This window comes from Belliella filtrata (assembly GCF_022549775.1).
Classification (GTDB): domain Bacteria; phylum Bacteroidota; class Bacteroidia; order Cytophagales; family Cyclobacteriaceae; genus Belliella; species Belliella filtrata.
In genome coordinates, this window is sequence record NZ_JAKZGP010000018.1 from 16,052 (window position 1) to 31,635 (window position 15,584).

Annotated in this window: 15 protein-coding genes; 10 read left to right on the top strand and 5 right to left on the bottom strand. The window is 35.9% G+C overall.

What is annotated here, in order from left to right; all coding sequences use genetic code 11:
• Positions 1–153: 153 nt before the first annotated feature.
• Genes MM239_RS08775 through MM239_RS08785 form a run of 3 tightly spaced genes read left to right on the top strand, consistent with a single transcriptional unit; the run spans position 154 to position 2,681 of the window.
• Entirely contained in the window at positions 154–1,002 is an 849-nt protein-coding gene (locus tag MM239_RS08775; RefSeq protein ID WP_241347831.1) for an SDR family oxidoreductase, read from the top strand.
• A gap of 11 nt (positions 1,003–1,013) precedes the next feature.
• Positions 1,014–1,745 carry an Atu4866 domain-containing protein gene (locus MM239_RS08780; RefSeq protein ID WP_241347832.1) on the top strand — a complete coding sequence of 244 codons (732 nt, stop codon included), beginning with the start codon at positions 1,014–1,016 and terminating at the stop codon, positions 1,743–1,745.
• An 18-nt stretch (positions 1,746–1,763) separates the two neighbouring features.
• Complete coding sequence (locus tag MM239_RS08785) at positions 1,764–2,681, top strand: helix-turn-helix domain-containing protein (protein ID WP_241347833.1); 918 nt, start codon at positions 1,764–1,766, stop codon at positions 2,679–2,681.
• A gap of 58 nt (positions 2,682–2,739) precedes the next feature.
• Here MM239_RS08785 and MM239_RS08790 read toward each other — a convergent pair whose 3' ends face one another.
• The gene (locus tag MM239_RS08790) at positions 2,740–3,105 is read right to left on the bottom strand and encodes a winged helix-turn-helix transcriptional regulator (RefSeq protein ID WP_241347834.1); all 366 of its coding nucleotides are present in this window, start codon (positions 3,103–3,105) and stop codon (positions 2,740–2,742) included.
• Between the two features lie 257 nt (positions 3,106–3,362).
• Here MM239_RS08790 and MM239_RS08795 point away from each other — a divergent pair, with 257 nt between their 5' ends.
• From MM239_RS08795 to MM239_RS08825, 7 genes are all read left to right on the top strand, one after another.
• Positions 3,363–3,737 carry a DoxX family membrane protein gene (locus tag MM239_RS08795; protein WP_241347835.1) on the top strand — a complete coding sequence of 125 codons (375 nt, stop codon included), beginning with the start codon at positions 3,363–3,365 and terminating at the stop codon, positions 3,735–3,737.
• Between the two features lie 415 nt (positions 3,738–4,152).
• Positions 4,153–5,412 (top strand): hypothetical protein, encoded by a 1,260-nt coding sequence (locus MM239_RS08800; RefSeq protein ID WP_241347836.1) that lies wholly within the window; start codon positions 4,153–4,155, stop codon positions 5,410–5,412.
• 198 nt (positions 5,413–5,610) lie between these two features.
• The gene (locus MM239_RS08805) at positions 5,611–6,708 is read left to right on the top strand and encodes an MBL fold metallo-hydrolase (RefSeq protein WP_241347837.1); all 1,098 of its coding nucleotides are present in this window, start codon (positions 5,611–5,613) and stop codon (positions 6,706–6,708) included.
• Positions 6,709–6,991: 283 nt separating this feature from the next.
• A complete protein-coding gene (locus MM239_RS08810; protein ID WP_241347838.1) occupies positions 6,992–7,198 on the top strand; it encodes a hypothetical protein in 207 nt (68 codons plus the stop codon).
• A gap of 287 nt (positions 7,199–7,485) precedes the next feature.
• Positions 7,486–8,232, top strand: a complete 747-nt coding sequence (locus MM239_RS08815) for a hypothetical protein (protein ID WP_241347839.1) — start codon at positions 7,486–7,488, stop codon at positions 8,230–8,232.
• 22 nt (positions 8,233–8,254) lie between these two features.
• Positions 8,255–9,331, top strand: a complete 1,077-nt coding sequence (locus MM239_RS08820) for a sensor histidine kinase (protein WP_241347840.1) — start codon at positions 8,255–8,257, stop codon at positions 9,329–9,331.
• The gene (locus tag MM239_RS08825; RefSeq protein WP_241347841.1) at positions 9,328–10,095 is read left to right on the top strand and encodes a LytR/AlgR family response regulator transcription factor; all 768 of its coding nucleotides are present in this window, start codon (positions 9,328–9,330) and stop codon (positions 10,093–10,095) included. The genes MM239_RS08820 and MM239_RS08825 overlap by 4 nt, the downstream gene beginning before the upstream one ends.
• A gap of 392 nt (positions 10,096–10,487) precedes the next feature.
• On the opposite strand, the gene MM239_RS08830 is transcribed toward MM239_RS08825, so the two are convergent.
• From MM239_RS08830 to MM239_RS08845, 4 genes are all read right to left on the bottom strand, one after another.
• Positions 10,488–10,955 carry a DUF4625 domain-containing protein gene (locus tag MM239_RS08830; protein WP_241347842.1) on the bottom strand — a complete coding sequence of 156 codons (468 nt, stop codon included), beginning with the start codon at positions 10,953–10,955 and terminating at the stop codon, positions 10,488–10,490.
• A 194-nt stretch (positions 10,956–11,149) separates the two neighbouring features.
• Entirely contained in the window at positions 11,150–12,106 is a 957-nt protein-coding gene (locus MM239_RS08835; protein ID WP_241347843.1) for a DUF4625 domain-containing protein, read from the bottom strand.
• 41 nt (positions 12,107–12,147) lie between these two features.
• Positions 12,148–13,107, bottom strand: coding sequence for a DUF4625 domain-containing protein (locus MM239_RS08840; protein WP_241347844.1), 960 nt, complete (start codon positions 13,105–13,107; stop codon positions 12,148–12,150).
• Complete coding sequence (locus MM239_RS08845; protein ID WP_241347845.1) at positions 13,094–15,520, bottom strand: TonB-dependent receptor; 2,427 nt, start codon at positions 15,518–15,520, stop codon at positions 13,094–13,096. The genes MM239_RS08840 and MM239_RS08845 overlap by 14 nt, the downstream gene beginning before the upstream one ends.
• Between the last annotated feature and the right edge of the window lie 64 nt (positions 15,521–15,584).

A 15,584-nucleotide genomic window follows, 5' to 3' on the forward strand; every position in this document is an offset into this window, starting at 1 on the left:
CTTAACTTTAAATATTGATGTCTTTGATTAGGCAATGATATTTATCAACCTCAAATCCACGAAATGACTACTTCATCCTTTGATTTGGTTAGGTAGCCCATATTTATTCCCACCATCTTTGTTCCATCGTTTTACTTTAAAAATCACCTAAAAATGGAAACTAGAAAAGTTTGGTTTGTCACAGGAGCTTCAAAGGGATTGGGGCTGAAATTGGTAAAAAAACTCTTGGCAAATGATTACCATGTTGCGGCAACTTCCCGTAACATGGAATCATTGATCAAAGAAATTGGGGATGTATCTGGATCGTTTCTTCCATTAGAAATGAATCTGACGGATAATGAAAATGTGAAAGCTTGTATTGCTGATTGTATCAATCATTTTGGAGGGATTGATGTAGTGGTAAACAATGCTGGTTTTGGCTTGATAGGTACCTTAGAGGAGCTTTCCGATGAGGAGGTGAAGTACAACTACGAAGTAAACGTGTTCGGGCCACTAAATGTAATACGTCAGGTGGCACCACATTTCCGCAAGCAGCAATCAGGGCATTTCTTTAATATTTCCTCTGTAGGAGGATACACTGGCAATTTCCCTGGATTTGGAATTTACTGCTCGACAAAATTTGCAATGGCTGGTTTTACTGAAGCACTTGCCGAAGAAATGAAGGCATTTAATGTCCATACCACATTGGTTTATCCAGGCTATTTCAGGACAAATTTCTTGAAGGAAGGTTCTATAAAAGTAGCTTCAAAGCCTATTCCAGAGTATAAATCTGCCCGGGAGATGGAGCAGGCACATTTGGAGCAAATAGACAATAACCAACCTAATGATCCAGAAAAAGCGGCAGATGTACTGATTGCATTAAGCAAACAAGCTAAGCCACCTGTCCATTTTTTCATGGGGAATGATGCCAACCAATATGCAAAACAGAAAATAGCGCTTATTCAAGAAACAATGGCAGCGTATGAAACGCTGGCCACTTCAACTGCCTTTTCCAACAATTAAATTTTAAATCAATGAACATACTATATGCTATCTTTTCTATAGGTATGCTGTTGCATTTTCAAACTGGCTCAACGCAAGGGAATTCTGGTACGGAAGAAAATAAAATCACAGTTGCCAAAGCCTTTGAACAATGGCAACATGGTAAGGGAAGTTTCTTTGACCTCCTGGATGAACATGTTGAGTGGAGAGTTTCCGGTAATGGGAGTTTTTCTGGCAGCTACAAAGGAAGGCAAGAATTTCTGGAAAAAGCAGTAATCCCAATCAATGATCAACTGACTACAACAATAAAACCAAAACTCATTGACATAAGTGCAGAAGGAAAAACTGTCTGGCTGCACTGGCAAGGGACAGCATGCACCAAATCCGGAGGGATCTACCACAATGAGTATGCTTGGAAACTGGAATTTAATAATGGGAAAATTGTAAAAGCAGTGGCTTTTTTGGACATACAAGCATTGGATAATTTATTTACAAATACATCAGACACTATGCAAGCAACTATTGAAGAAACAAAGGGATATATTGGTATGTGGGTGACCAAAGATGGCTATATACGGCATGAACTCTTGCCCAATAACCGATATGATGAAGCGCGAGGCAAGCGGAAGAGTGCCTATCAGGGTGCTTATAAAGTTTCCGGAAACCATATCGATTATAAAGACGACACTGGCTTTACAGCTGATGGTGAGTTCAAAGATGGCATCCTTTACCATGCAGGGATGGTTTTGTACAAAGAAAAATAATTTAGTAAATTAGTTATCATGACAAAGACATTTCGTTTTAATTCCCTATCTGAGTTTCATACATTTTGTAAGCTCTCTCCGCCCGAGCATCCGCTGATAAGCTTAATCGATTACAGTAAAGTCACCTATCCGGTGAATGACAGTGAGCTGAAATGGATACAAAATTATTATTCGATAGGTTTAAAGCGGAATGTCAATGCCAAATTTAATTATGGACAACAGCAATATGATTTTGATTCAGGCTTGTTGACCTTTGTCTCTCCACTACAATTTTTGAAAGTCGAGATTAAAGCGGTGAAGCAAGAAATAAAACCAACTGGGTGGCTTCTTCTGATCCATCCAGACTTTCTCTGGGATACTTCATTGGTCAAAAAGATAAAATCTTATGATTTTTTCCAGTATGCTGTGAATGAGGCACTTTTCCTTTCGGATAAAGAGGAAAAGGTGATTACTGAAATTCTACTGAAAATAGAACAAGAGTACCAATCCAAAATCGACAAGTTCAGTCAAGAACTCATCATAGCCCAAATAGAATTGCTACTTATCTATGCAGAGCGGTTCTATGAACGCCAGTTTATCACTCGGAGGAAATCTAATCATGAAATCCTGATTCGTTTCGAACAAGAGCTCTCACAATGCTTTGAAAATGGATATTTAGTGGAAAATGGCATTCCTACCGTAACAACTTTAGCTGAACGGCTGAACATCTCCCCAAATTATTTAGGTAGCCTGCTACGACTTCATTCAGGACAAAATACCAAGCAGCATATTCAAAGTAAAATGGTTGATTATGCCAAAGAATGTCTAAGTACCACAAACCTATCAATCAGTGAAATAGCATACCAATTAGGTTTTGAGCACCCTCAATCTTTCAGCAAGTTGTTCAAGCAAAAAACCAATCAAACTCCTTTGCAGTTTAGGGCTGGTTTTAACTGATCAATACCTTGAAACAAACAGTCATCCATTGTAGTAAAATGCTTCCTTTTTGATAAATCTAAAGATGAGCTTTTAAGCCATCACTTCCTAAAATTTTCTTTCGGTGGTTTACACCCCAAGCATGCAATTCTGCTATGACACTTTTGAGCGTTTCAGAATATGCAGTTGATTTGTATTCGGTCCTTACCGGAAAACCGTTGATAACGGTACGTGTGATCAATTGATTAGCCTCCATGTCTTTCAATTCACTGGAAAGTACTTTGGTACTCAGCTTGGGAATACTTCTTTCAATCTCTCGAAAGTGCTTATTGCCTTCCCATATCGAAATCAAAATTAAAATCTTCCATTTGCCTCCGATAATATCCAGTGTATCCCTCACGGGTAATAAGGCAGATTTACACTCATGATGTTCTAATTTTTTCATCTTTGCTTAATTGTTTTACTCTAGTTACAACACATTCAAATAAGCTGTAAGCACACCAAGAACATGGCTCTGTAAGGTTTAATAAAGATTGTCTTTGCTAAATCACCCTTAGAAACCCAGTTTCAAGCAAGCTTAATTCCAACTTTTTGCTATTCGTGATAACCCGAAGGTAACTGATTACCTAAAGGTATCTGATTACTAATAGTAATCAAAGCTAAGTAATTTTGCACCATTAATTAACCAAAATCAAACGTAAAATGAAAAACAAGATTCAAACCGCACTTTCTGTACTTTTTGCAATAATCATGATTAACGCAGGCTTAAATAAGTTCTTTAACTACATGCCCATGCCTGAATTATCTGATGAGATGATGGAAGTCATGGCTGGATTTATTGCCGTCAAATGGATTCTCCCCTTGGTAGCCATGGTAGAAATCATTGCAGCAATTTTGATTGTGATTCCAAAAACAAGGGTTTTGGGAGCTTTAGTTATTCTCCCAGTAATGATTGGTATAGTTGTTCATCATGCGGTACATGATGTGGCAGGTATTGGCATTTCTTTGGTACTGTTTGCAATAAATATTTGGGTCATAGCAGCTCATTGGAACCGATTATTACCTATCATTAAGTAATCAACAGGAGTTGGGTGCAAGTTTTAAATAACCCAACTCCAATAATTTGGCTACCAAAACATCAATCATTGTAAAGCTAAAGTATGTAAAATGATTTCCAGTTTTAGGTTTCTAAAGTGATATAATTGATCTATATGGCTCCATAACCTAAGTGAATAATTTATTGGTTATTTGGAATATAAAGTAGGTGAATTAAGTAAGTATGGGCAAAAATAAATTGAACTAAATCAGATTTATTTAAAGGATTTAATTTATACATTTATATAAATATTTCGGTTATAAATATTTCGGTTATAAATATTTTAAAATCATTCTTGTATTTATGAAGTCAAAAAATATTTGGGTGTCGATCACCATACTATTTAGTGTTCTCTATTACACCTCATGTGAACCGAAGGAAGAAGTTTCTGAACCATTGTTTGAAGTTTTAAATACTCCAGCTTTAATAAGGTCAGGAGAAAGTTCAACTAACTTTCAATTAAAAAACACAGGTAAATCTACCTTTTCATGGGATGTTTTTTCTGACTTACAATTTATAAGCATTTCACCATTTAGTGGAAAGCTGAGCCCAGGTCAGGTAGTAGATATCACCGCATTAATAAAAAATGACGAAATTGAGGAAGATGTTTATTATACCAACCTTACTTTTAGAGTCAATTTCTCCCAATATTATAATTCAGGTATAGGTGTGATTAATTATACAGAAAAAAAATGGTTACTTGATGAGGCAGTTATTGATGCTGCTTATGATAAAAAAACTGACCGAATCTATGCCGTGACTGATTCAAAAAAGCTACTTTTTATTGATCCGATTTTAAAAACAACTGAAGCGTACCCTTTGATTCATAAGCCTACATGTATTAGTCTTCATCCTGATGGAAATTTATTACTAATCGGAAATGAATCAAGTATAAGCCATTTTGATATATCTCAAAAGAACATCATAAAAGAAACTGAAAATCTTGCACCAGTGACTAGCATAGTATTTGGTGAATCAAATTGGGCACATGTCTTAACCTCCTATCATGCAGTTTTTTTTAGCTTAAATCTTTTAACTAACGAAAGAATCACCGCTACGGGTGATTTTGAACTATATAATAACGGTTCTTTGGTCAAACATCCAACCGAACCACTGGTATATTATTTCTTTAATTTATCAGAGAAGACCCCTATTCGTATTTTCAATATTTCTCAAGGTCCTGGCCAATATGAAGGAGAGCTTATTTCAAATTCTGGTAATCCAATACCAGGAAAGATTTGGTTCTCAGATGATGGTCAGCGGCTTTATAATTTAGAAGGGAATATTTTTGAAAAAGATTTACCTAATCCAACAAGCTACAAACATGTAGGAACATTAAATCCTTATTATAGATTTTTTTCACTTATCAAACAAAATAGTATTAGTGAAGATATTATTGGGATTCAAAACTATGCTGGGATTTTTCAGTTATCGGATAGTAAATTTTTAAAGTATAAGCCTAATTTTGAAAGGTTTGAAGAAAAGACTTTCCCTAAATTTTTGTTTGATGAAAATGATTATTTTCACGCTGTGGATAGTGAGGTATTGACTAGTTTTTTTAGTAATGATGGTCAATATTTACATTTTATATGCTCCCCTGTATTTAATGGAGAAAAGTTAAAAAATAGTGCCGTTTACACAGTTAAGGTAAGATGATGGTACTCTTTAGGATAATAAAAAATATAGATCTTTAGATCTATATTTGAGAATTTCAATCAGTGAAGATGTTAAATACTAAAATTATGTTGAAAACTTTTTAATGCTTTTACTAAATGAGTAAACAAGTATGAAAGACATTTCTCTTTGACTTTAACACTTCCATAACTAAAACTCTTCATAATTTTGAAACGAACAATGATTCTAACGATAAGCATTACTTTACTGATGGCAGTTGCCATTTTTCTTTATACGCTCCAACCAAAATTTGGCACAGCTCCAAGTGGAGAGCGACTGGCGTCAATACAAGCCTCTCCTAATTTCAAAAACGGTAAATTCCAGAACATTAGTTTTACGCCTATCATGACTGAAGGCTATTCTATGACTGAAGTGATATGGAACAGCCTGTTTAAAAAATTCCCAAGACAGAAACCTTTGGAGCCTATTCCCTCAATCAAAACTGATTTATTAAATCTTTCTAAAGACAAAAATATACTGGTTTGGTTTGGACATTCATCCTACTTTATACAGCTTGAAGGAAAGCGATTTTTGATAGACCCCGTCCTAAGTGGGAACGCATCCCCTATTCCTGGAAGCAACAGATCCTTTGATGGGACAGATATTTACTCTCCTGCAGATTTTCCAGACATTGATTATCTACTAATCTCCCACGATCACTATGATCACTTAGATTACGAAACGATCATTGGTTTGAAAAGTAAGATAAATTATGTTGTTTGTGGATTGGGTGTAGGGGCTCATTTTGAACATTGGGGTTTTGATCCTGCGAAAATAATTGAAAAGGATTGGAACGGTAAAGTAGAATTTAATGATGGAATTACCATTCATACCGCTACTGCCAGGCACTTTTCAGGAAGGTTGTTTAAAAGAAGCAATACCTTATGGATGTCTTACATTTTAGAAACACCAGAGATGAAAATATACATTGGTGGTGATAGTGGTTACGATAAACATTTTGCTGAAATCGGTGAAAAATTTGAGGGCATAGACTTAGCAATTCTTGACAATGGTCAATACAATTTAGCCTGGCAAGCCATTCACATGTTGCCTGATGAAGTGTTGAAAGCAGCAAAAGACCTCAACGCAAAAAGGCTAATGCCTATTCATTCTTCCAAATTTGTACTGGCAGAACATCCTTGGGATGAACCTCTTGTGCATATCACAGCCCTTAACGAGGCATCCAACATTCCTTTAGTAACCCCCATGATCGGTGAACAAGTAGACTTAAATGATGAAAACCAACAGTTTAAGCAATGGTGGACTAGTCTGAAATAGGGAGAATTGCGCCAAGTTGCAAGTTGCAGCTTGCTTAACAACCAAGTACTTTGACTGTTGTAACACTCTCATCCTTAAGGAATAAAGCCTTTTTTTTTTTTGCAACAACCTTAAGTGTTCCTCAAAAAACTAAATTATTTTAGATGATAAAGAAACTATAAAATTATCTCCAACCTCAATCTTTTTACCAAATGGTAAACATTGAAAAACTGATCAAAGCTAGGTCTCAATGAATGAATTGATAAACTACATTTTATAGTTTGGGAAATTAAACAAACAACAAATGGTTGACCCAAAATATACCAGTACAGATTTCACATACTACCAAGGTACTGAAGTTGAGGAAGCAGTCAGACCTATTGTGAAATATGCATTGATTGATCAAAACGGACCAATAGAAAAATTCTTTAGTGAAGAAATAAATCCTGAAACAGGTGAAATTCTCTGGAAGATAGGGGTTGACAAAGCAATTTCTTGGTGTAGGGTTTGACTCTAATGGATTCATTGAGCTGGTTTCAATACAAGATATATATAATCAGCTTGAAATAAATATTTACAGCGGATTGCAATTGCCGCAGCTGGTGCTGTCCAATACCGTGAAAAACTGGAAAGTTTTTCAATTAAGGTTTTTCAAAATAAACATGAAACCCAAATTCCTGTTTATGCTTAATTCTCCTTGACTCACTCGATTTATTCCTGCACTCATTGTTTTGTGATTGAGAAAAATGAGGGCACTCTATACTTTTGATTCATCATACAACTAAAAAAACCAAAAAGATGAAAAGAGAATTAGTATTTTTAAGAGCCTTTGCGGTAGCAAGCGTTGCCGGAATGATATTTATCACTTCTACGGCTTTCAAAAAACAAGGCAACCACAGATTCAGCGAAATTGATGTGGAACGCATTAATATCGTTGAAAATGATGGAACAGTAAAAATGGTCATCACCAATGTAGAACGTTTCCCTAGTGGAAATGAAATTATTAACGACAGGCCAACCAATGAAGGAAGGAAAAAGCGTTCAGGAATGTTATTCTTCAACGAAGAAGGTATGGAGTGTGGTGGCTTTATCTATGATGGTAGAAAAACTGAAAATGGACACACTGCTGGACTTTCATTGACCTATGATCAATATGATGGAGACCAGGTAATGCAGCTAATTATGAATGATGATAAAGTAGGTGATGAGCGGTTTGTGAGAAGTAGCATTGCCTTTATCGATCAACCTTCTAATGAAACTCAAGCAAGAAGAAGTGAAATAAATCAAGAATTGGCTGAATTAAGAAAAACCGATCGAAACGCCATGCAAGAGAAATATCAAGAATATAAAAAGCAGGGATTGGTAGGTACAGTAGACCGCATGGTCTTAGGACAAACAAGAAGTAAAAGCAATGGACTATTCCTTTTCGATGACCAGGGTATGCCAAGGGCCATGTTCTTTATAGACAATGAAAATACGGCCAAGCTAGAATTCTATGATGATAAAGGAAATGTGATCGCTTCATTTCCCGAAACCAAAGAATAAACAAGCTCAAAAAAGTAGTTCTATGAATCATAGAACTACTTTTCATTATTTGACTTATCAATTTCTAATGAACTATTTCTTCCAAAAAATACAGCAAAATTGGCGATTTCTGCTGTTCATTTTAGTATTTGCCTATATTCAGTCCATTTACACCAGAATAAGCGTTCGAGGTAAAATATCTCCATATATTTTTACTCCTGAGTCTGCAGTGATTTCTTTGATCGAGGCTGGAGTTTTATTTTTTATCATCCTATTCTTTATCAAAAAATGGCAAAAATCTGATGTGCCAAGAGCCAATACAATGTTGAAAATATTTGGAGCATCTTTATGTTCCTACTTGGTCTTTATTCAGCTACTTGCGTTTTCTGTTGCTTTAGTATTCAACAAGATTGAACAAAACTACAACCTGCCCACTTTTACCCTTTCATTATTTTCTGATTTTTTGAAAGCAGTTATTTATGGCAGTTTTTTTCTCAGCTACTACTATTACGACAGTTACAAAAAGCATCAGCAAAAGTTGGTGATGTACAATAAAGCCCTTTCAGAAAGCAAAATCAACCAACTGAAAACACAGCTAAACCCACATTTCTTATTCAATAACCTGAATGTCTTAGACCAATTGATTGAAGAGGATAAATACAAAGCTTCTGACTTTCTCCATGAATTTGCCGAAATTTATCGCTATGTGCTCTACGCCTCTGACAAAGAATTGGTAAGTATTCAAGAAGAGCTGGATTTTGCAGAGCAGTACTTCAGGCTTATTCAGCACAAGTATGGAAGCGCTTATCAATTGAACATTGAAGCAAAGCATAAAAGAGGTCTAATCGTTCCTCTTACCTTACAATTGCTCCTTGAGAATGCCATACAGCACAATTTGGGTACGCTTGAATCCCCGATTTATATCAACTTAACAGTTGATGGTTCAATACATGTTACCAATAACGTCCAAACAAAACGAAATACAAAACCGCTTTCAGGACGCGCACTGAAAAATCTAGCAGAACAATACCGCATACTTTCAAAACAACCCATTGAAATTAATCAATCTGAAAAGGAATTTAAGGTAAGCTTTCCAATCATTTACCAAGCATTGAAATGACAAAGGTACTCATCATTGAAGACGAAATCCCAGCAAGGAAAAAACTGAAACGCTATATAGAAGCATTATATCCTACTTCTGAAATTATGGCTGAATTGGATACCGTGGAAGCTGCTGTGGCTTTCCTTAAAATTAACCAGCCTGACCTTATTTTTTCAGACATAGAATTACTTGATGGAAATGCTTTTGAGATATATCAGCAGGTTGCTACACCCTGTCCTATAATTTTCACCACAGCCTATGATCAATTTTGGATGGATGCATTTGAGGGCAATGGCATAGCCTATTTGTTAAAGCCTTTTTCCCAAGATCGATTTCAAAAGGCATGGGAAAAATACATTCTACTGCAAAAATCTGCTTCAGAACAGGTCAATGTCATCACCAGGCTCGCCAAATTGATGCAGGAGAATTTACAAGAGAGAAAGTATAAAAAACGCTTTGTTATCAATTCAAATCATGGCATTTCTTTTTTGGATACAGCTAACATCCTATTTTTTATCGCCTCTGAAGGTGTGGTTTTCGCTTACGATAACCAAAGCAAAAAACATATGCTCACCGAGCCAACTTTAAAAGTAATAGAAGAACAGCTAGATCCTATGGCATTCTTCAGGATCAATCGATCAGAACTTGTGCACAAGCCCTTTATCGAAAAGTTAGAGCGCTACAATAAAAATACGCTTGCCATCAAATTAAAAGGGTATTCAAATCACCTCATCACCAGTCAAAGTACTACAGCTGCATTCAGGGAATGGGTAGAAAAATAGGAGTTATTATTCTTTTTTGAACAAGAAGAAGTTTCTGTTAAATCAAAAAGGTGACTTGGAGAAGACCAAAATGATTATACAACATGCTCATTTTGTGATTAAATCTCTGAGTGCTAGATGAGCTTAATTTTAAAAGAAATGCTTGAGACCACCTGTTACATATTACTTGTAAGCTCTAGCTTCCCATCCACGGTTTTGTCAGACTAGCCAAAAACCCTTTTAATTTTAGTAGATCAATAACTCTTCAAATCAAGGGGATTTTTAGCTAATATTGGTGTCTATTAATTTTCCCTCGGATCTTTCCACTCTTAGATTATCAGTAATAAAATTGTCTGCTAGACAATGCTATTAGCTTCTTACTCTTTATAAGAATAAGTTCTTTTTAACTAAGCTCATTCAATTTTTATACTGATTCCTCTTAAAGTTTGCCACCCTTCTTTATCCGTAACACGAATCATAAAATGATAATCACCAGGATCAATATCTAAAGGGACCTCAATATCCATAGAAGTCTCGTAATTCCTTTGACCTGCTGGAATAGGATAATTCCGAATAAACAGAAAGGGATTTACTGGGGTTTTCATTGGATTTAGATCACACTCCTCTACTTCAGTACTATGAGAATGGTGGTCAAAGTTATGGTGAATATCCAAACTATAAGACCCTAATGCTACATTATCATGCAGTAAAACCCTGAAAGTAAATGATTCTCCTCTCTTAAGGGTACTACATTGAACAGGAAATGCATCAGGAATGGTCATTATTATTTCTGGGTACTCTGTATCTATTTCCATTTTCTCTTCACAGCCAAAAACTAGGGCTAGGAGTGTCAAAAATATTATATTAAGGTTCTTTTTCATGGAAGCGATTTGATTTAGCAATATGAAGGAATGCTGGAATTTTAGTATTTCCAGCATTCCATAATTTTCAAGATGTAATGCAACTCAAGGGGGAAATCCCCCCATTGAGCTGAGCCAGCCTGCACTTATTAATTTGATCTAAGTAGTTATAAATTGATATGTTATTGATTTCTGCAACTGTAAGGTTCTATCAATCATTCCATAGTTATTGAAACCTCTATGTATTGAAATAAGCCGATATTATAGGTATCATTATGATAGATTGCACCTATATAATAATCACCTGTTTCCCATGATTTCTCCCCAGAAACTGCATTTGCAGGAATATTATTATCCATCTCTGTACCTATCACAAAAGTAGGCTGACGGGTGCTGCTAGTAGAATGATCTGATAAAGTACTCAAAACCCTCGTTTCTGCAATATCCTTATGTTCCCAATAATCAGAGACTATTACCTTAGAAAAATCTAATGCTTCGATAGTTTCTGGCCTATGGTTATGCTTCTTATTGATGATAACAAAGTACATTTTTCCATCTCCCTTTACTCCAGAAACATTTCCAAAGGTGGATATTATTTGACCTTCACTAGCCTGTCGATCCCCCGATTCTGGAAGTAATATATTGTAAATACGTCTTAGCTGATTAAAATCCTCATCTACTTCGATCACTGCAAAACCAGAGAGTTGTGGGTCTACTGGTAAATTCTCTGCCTCATAAATTGTGATAGCCCTTAATTCTTCAAGCTTAGTACCATTTTGATCATTTACGATGATTAGAAAATCGTACTTGCCTTCTACGGCATCTTCAGGAATATTGAAGTGTCTATGCACATTGGTATTTCTGGCATCTATGTACTGATCCCAAGTTACTTCATGACTCCATGCTTGTGCGTAGGTTTCATCTTCTCGCTGCATAATTTTGATTTGAATGTTTTCAATTCTATCTCCTGCCACTACATCAGCATTGAAATGAAAATCACGTCCAACAACGCCAATCTCATTATTATTCAAACCTATTTCTACATTTTCTATGGTCGGTATAGCTAGATCTGGGGCTACATCATCCTCATCTTGACAGGAAAATAAGACGACTAGAAGAAAGACAAAAAGCGATTGTAATCGCATTAAAGGATTTACTTTTGACTTGAACATTGTTTTTAGTTATTTAAGTGTATATGTTTGAAAGTTTTAGATTAAAATCCAGATATATTAAAACTGAAGTAGTAAAAGGCACTCATGTTGTGGGTGGTATTTGTGTAAACTACGCCATAGTAGTACGCTCCATTTTCCCAAGCTTTATTATCTTCGATAGGATTAGGTTCAGGGGAATGATTATCCATAGTTGATCCGATCGTAAGTTTCTGAGGAGCATTTCCTGGCACTCCAATGTAATTATTAACTGTAGTGACTTCTTCTAACCCAACATGCTCCAAGACATCTGCAACAATCACTTTCGAGAAGTCAATATTGTCTATCGATTCTGGCAAATGTTGCTCACTCTTTTTTATAATGAGTACATATAAAGTCCCATTGTCTTTAACATTTCTAATATCAATGTAAGTGTTCATGATTTCATCTTTTGAAAAAGTTATTAGCTCAGAATCAACAAAGCCTCTATTCATGATATAGAAGAAACCTTGATCGACTTTGTTGACCATCAAGGAGTAAACTTGAGGATCTACAGGAAGTGATGCGGCACTGTTAAGTTCAATTGAATGTATTTCTTTGTGGACTCCACCACTTTCATCACTTACCCGAATTACAAAATCAAACACACCTTCAGGTGCATCATTCGGAATATTAAAATGTTTGTGAACGTTCGTATTTCTTGCTCCTTTAAATTCCTCCCAAGTTATTTTGAAAGACCAATCCTCAGTGTAAGTTTCTTCTGTTCGTTGTTCAATTGACACTTCGATGATATCAATGCGATGGTGAGCCTCAACATCCATGTCAAAATGAAAGTCTCTTCCAATAATTCCTATACCGTTGTTTCCAGATCCTATTTCAACATTTTCTATAAAAATTGAAACCACAGGATCAATATCTGCATCCTCATTACAAGCAAAGGAAAATGTCAACAAGAGGACAAACACTACCTTTGTAAGGTGGTTATTACAAATCAAATCTTTAATTGAGTAGTCACTTTTTTCCATTTTTATTTAGTTTGGTTTGTTTAGTAAATGGTATGCTTAAGTTTATGACAATGTTTCTACCAGCTTCAGGAAGGGCTATTAAGCGATAAAAACTCGTGTGGTTCAGATACCTTGTATTCAATAAGTTTTGAGCTTGTACACTAAGTAAAAATGGCCGATTATTCCATTGAAGTTTTGTACCTAGCTGTACATTAATCACTTGATATCCGGGAGTTTTCCTCTCTGGAGGCACGATATGATGTTGTTTGGCAGTGATGCGATAATCGAATGAGAAATAAGTATCCTGAAAAAAACGCTTTATTTCAGGTGACCAAGTAAGATTCAATATCAGAGAAGGAGGTGGTGAAAAAGGTAATGTATATCCTTTCTTATCCCCAGACAACTGATAGGAATATACATATTCACCTAAAAGTGCTGAAGTAAGGTTTTTAAACAGGGCATATCCTAATTGGATTTCACCTCCATACCTTAACACCTGACTTTGGGTATATTCAAACACCTGATTTCCTGCACCATAATAATAATCATGATCTGGAGTAGGATTCAAATAAATGTAATTTGAGAAATAATTCAAAAAAGGACTAAGCTGGATCGTCCATTTACTTCTTGTCCAATTTATACCGAGGTCGGCTTGATAAGATTCTTCAGGAGAAAGTTTAGGATTTCCACGTTCATAGCTGAAATAATGATAATTGACACCGTTTGCTGCTAACTCTTTAGCAATTGGCATGCGAAAACTTTTTCCAATATTGGCTTTTACTTGAAATCTTTCAAGGTTATAATTTAGCCCAGCAGACCAAACCAAGCTGTTAAAACTTCGACTTAGCGAAGCTGCCCTTTGAATATTTTCAGAGAATTCCTCCCCATCTGGGGTAGTAATATCAGAGGTAAACCAATCCGTGTATTCCAAAGTATTGATATGTCCATAATCATACCTGATAGCACCATGGAGCATTAGCTTTTCATTGATGGAAAACTTATCATATAGAAAAGCTCCACTTGTAAGCTGCGTAAAGGCAGGCACCAAAAAACCCCATCCACCAATAGCATTATCTTGATATTCACTATTGATACCGAAGGTGAATTCGTGTTTTCCAAGCAGATGAATATCACGCATGTTGATCGAATATACCTTTTTATCAAACGCTCTCTCTAGCACTGAAGACACATTCATATCAGCAGGATACACAGGAGGCATATAACCGTGATTCACATACGGACTATACTCTTGTCGGAAATTCCATTGGTAACCTAACTCCATTTCAATTTGGTGTTCACCAAAATTAAAATCACTTCGGTTGATGATTTTGTAATGATCTACGTGCTGACTTGGCATCAAAATATCTCGATTCGAGCTATCATGGAGTTTTGTATCTACCCTTCTCGGTTCCAATCCATGGGCGTTGGCGAAAAAACCACTTTTACCATGAATATGGCTGAGATAAAAAATAGATTTTAGCTTTTCTGTTATATAGCCTGTTTGAATGTGAAAACCTTTATCTAAGCCAGCAGTATTCCGTAAGTAGTTATCAGATAAACTTACTGGAAAATCATACACATGGACGATATCAGTTGGTACACGATAATCACCATAGCGCTGGTATGTTAATCTTGTATCAAAAAAAAGCCTGTTTTTTCTAGCATAAAGATTGACTGAAGTGCCATATAGGTTATTATTTGATTTTGCGATTACATCAACTGAACCTCCAAAAGTGTTAGCAACTGGAGGCCTTGCAGGTTTCACATTAATGGCACCACCAATGGCGTCTGATCCATAGATGAATGAAGCAGCGCCTTTGATTAGCGCTACTTCTTCTGCAGCAAACTGATCCAGTTCTAAGCCATGATCAGCTCCCCATTGCTGGCCTTCATGCTTCACCCCTTTATCCAATACCACCACCCTATTGAAGCCTAAGCCCCTTATCAAAGGTTTTGACTGACCTGAACCAATTCCAATACTACTGATTCCAGGAAGGCGCTCTAAGGATTGCATAAGGCTTCCACCCAAATTTTTTTGAATAAAATTCCTTCTCACAATTTCTATATTCATTGCATCTTCTTGTTTACGATGCGAAATAGTATTGGCCTCTATCATCACTTCAGAAAGCAATTGATCGGAAGGTTTAAGTTTCACTTTTAAAAACCTTTCCTCTTGCATTGATGAAAGCACGATCTCTAAGGTTTCGAATCCCAAATGGGCAATCAATAAAGTATCATTCTTATCAAAAGGTCCAGAAAAATTAAACTTGCCTTGCTGATCAGTTAAAACTACTAAGCGAGCTGATATGAGTTGAACAGTTGCCCCTTCTAAAGATTTTAAGTTTTCATCAAAAACTACTCCTGACAATTGACTCTTTTGAGCAATGGCATAGTTTGAAATGATCAATAAGAAAAAGGTCAAAATGCCTCTCATGATTAAGATGAAACCCAGCTTGATTAGATAAACAGTTGTCAGAAAACATGGCTTTCATACCATT

Excerpts from the sequence above, each read along its gene's own strand:
- MM239_RS08840 (WP_241347844.1), bottom strand. The coding sequence starts at position 13,107 with ATGGAAAAAAGTGACTACTCAATTAAAGATTTGATTTGTAATAACCAC.
- MM239_RS08795 (WP_241347835.1), top strand. The coding sequence starts at position 3,363 with ATGAAAAACAAGATTCAAACCGCACTTTCTGTACTTTTTGCAATAATC.
- MM239_RS08820 (WP_241347840.1), top strand. The coding sequence starts at position 8,255 with ATGAATCATAGAACTACTTTTCATTATTTGACTTATCAATTTCTAATG.
- MM239_RS08815 (WP_241347839.1), top strand. The coding sequence starts at position 7,486 with ATGAAAAGAGAATTAGTATTTTTAAGAGCCTTTGCGGTAGCAAGCGTT.
- MM239_RS08810 (WP_241347838.1), top strand. The coding sequence starts at position 6,992 with ATGGTTGACCCAAAATATACCAGTACAGATTTCACATACTACCAAGGT.
- MM239_RS08835 (WP_241347843.1), bottom strand. The coding sequence starts at position 12,106 with ATGTTCAAGTCAAAAGTAAATCCTTTAATGCGATTACAATCGCTTTTT.
- MM239_RS08785 (WP_241347833.1), top strand. The coding sequence starts at position 1,764 with ATGACAAAGACATTTCGTTTTAATTCCCTATCTGAGTTTCATACATTT.
- MM239_RS08775 (WP_241347831.1), top strand. The coding sequence starts at position 154 with ATGGAAACTAGAAAAGTTTGGTTTGTCACAGGAGCTTCAAAGGGATTG.
- MM239_RS08790 (WP_241347834.1), bottom strand. The coding sequence starts at position 3,105 with ATGAAAAAATTAGAACATCATGAGTGTAAATCTGCCTTATTACCCGTG.
- MM239_RS08845 (WP_241347845.1), bottom strand. The coding sequence starts at position 15,520 with ATGAGAGGCATTTTGACCTTTTTCTTATTGATCATTTCAAACTATGCC.
- MM239_RS08780 (WP_241347832.1), top strand. The coding sequence starts at position 1,014 with ATGAACATACTATATGCTATCTTTTCTATAGGTATGCTGTTGCATTTT.
- MM239_RS08825 (WP_241347841.1), top strand. The coding sequence starts at position 9,328 with ATGACAAAGGTACTCATCATTGAAGACGAAATCCCAGCAAGGAAAAAA.
- MM239_RS08805 (WP_241347837.1), top strand. The coding sequence starts at position 5,611 with ATGATTCTAACGATAAGCATTACTTTACTGATGGCAGTTGCCATTTTT.
- MM239_RS08830 (WP_241347842.1), bottom strand. The coding sequence starts at position 10,955 with ATGAAAAAGAACCTTAATATAATATTTTTGACACTCCTAGCCCTAGTT.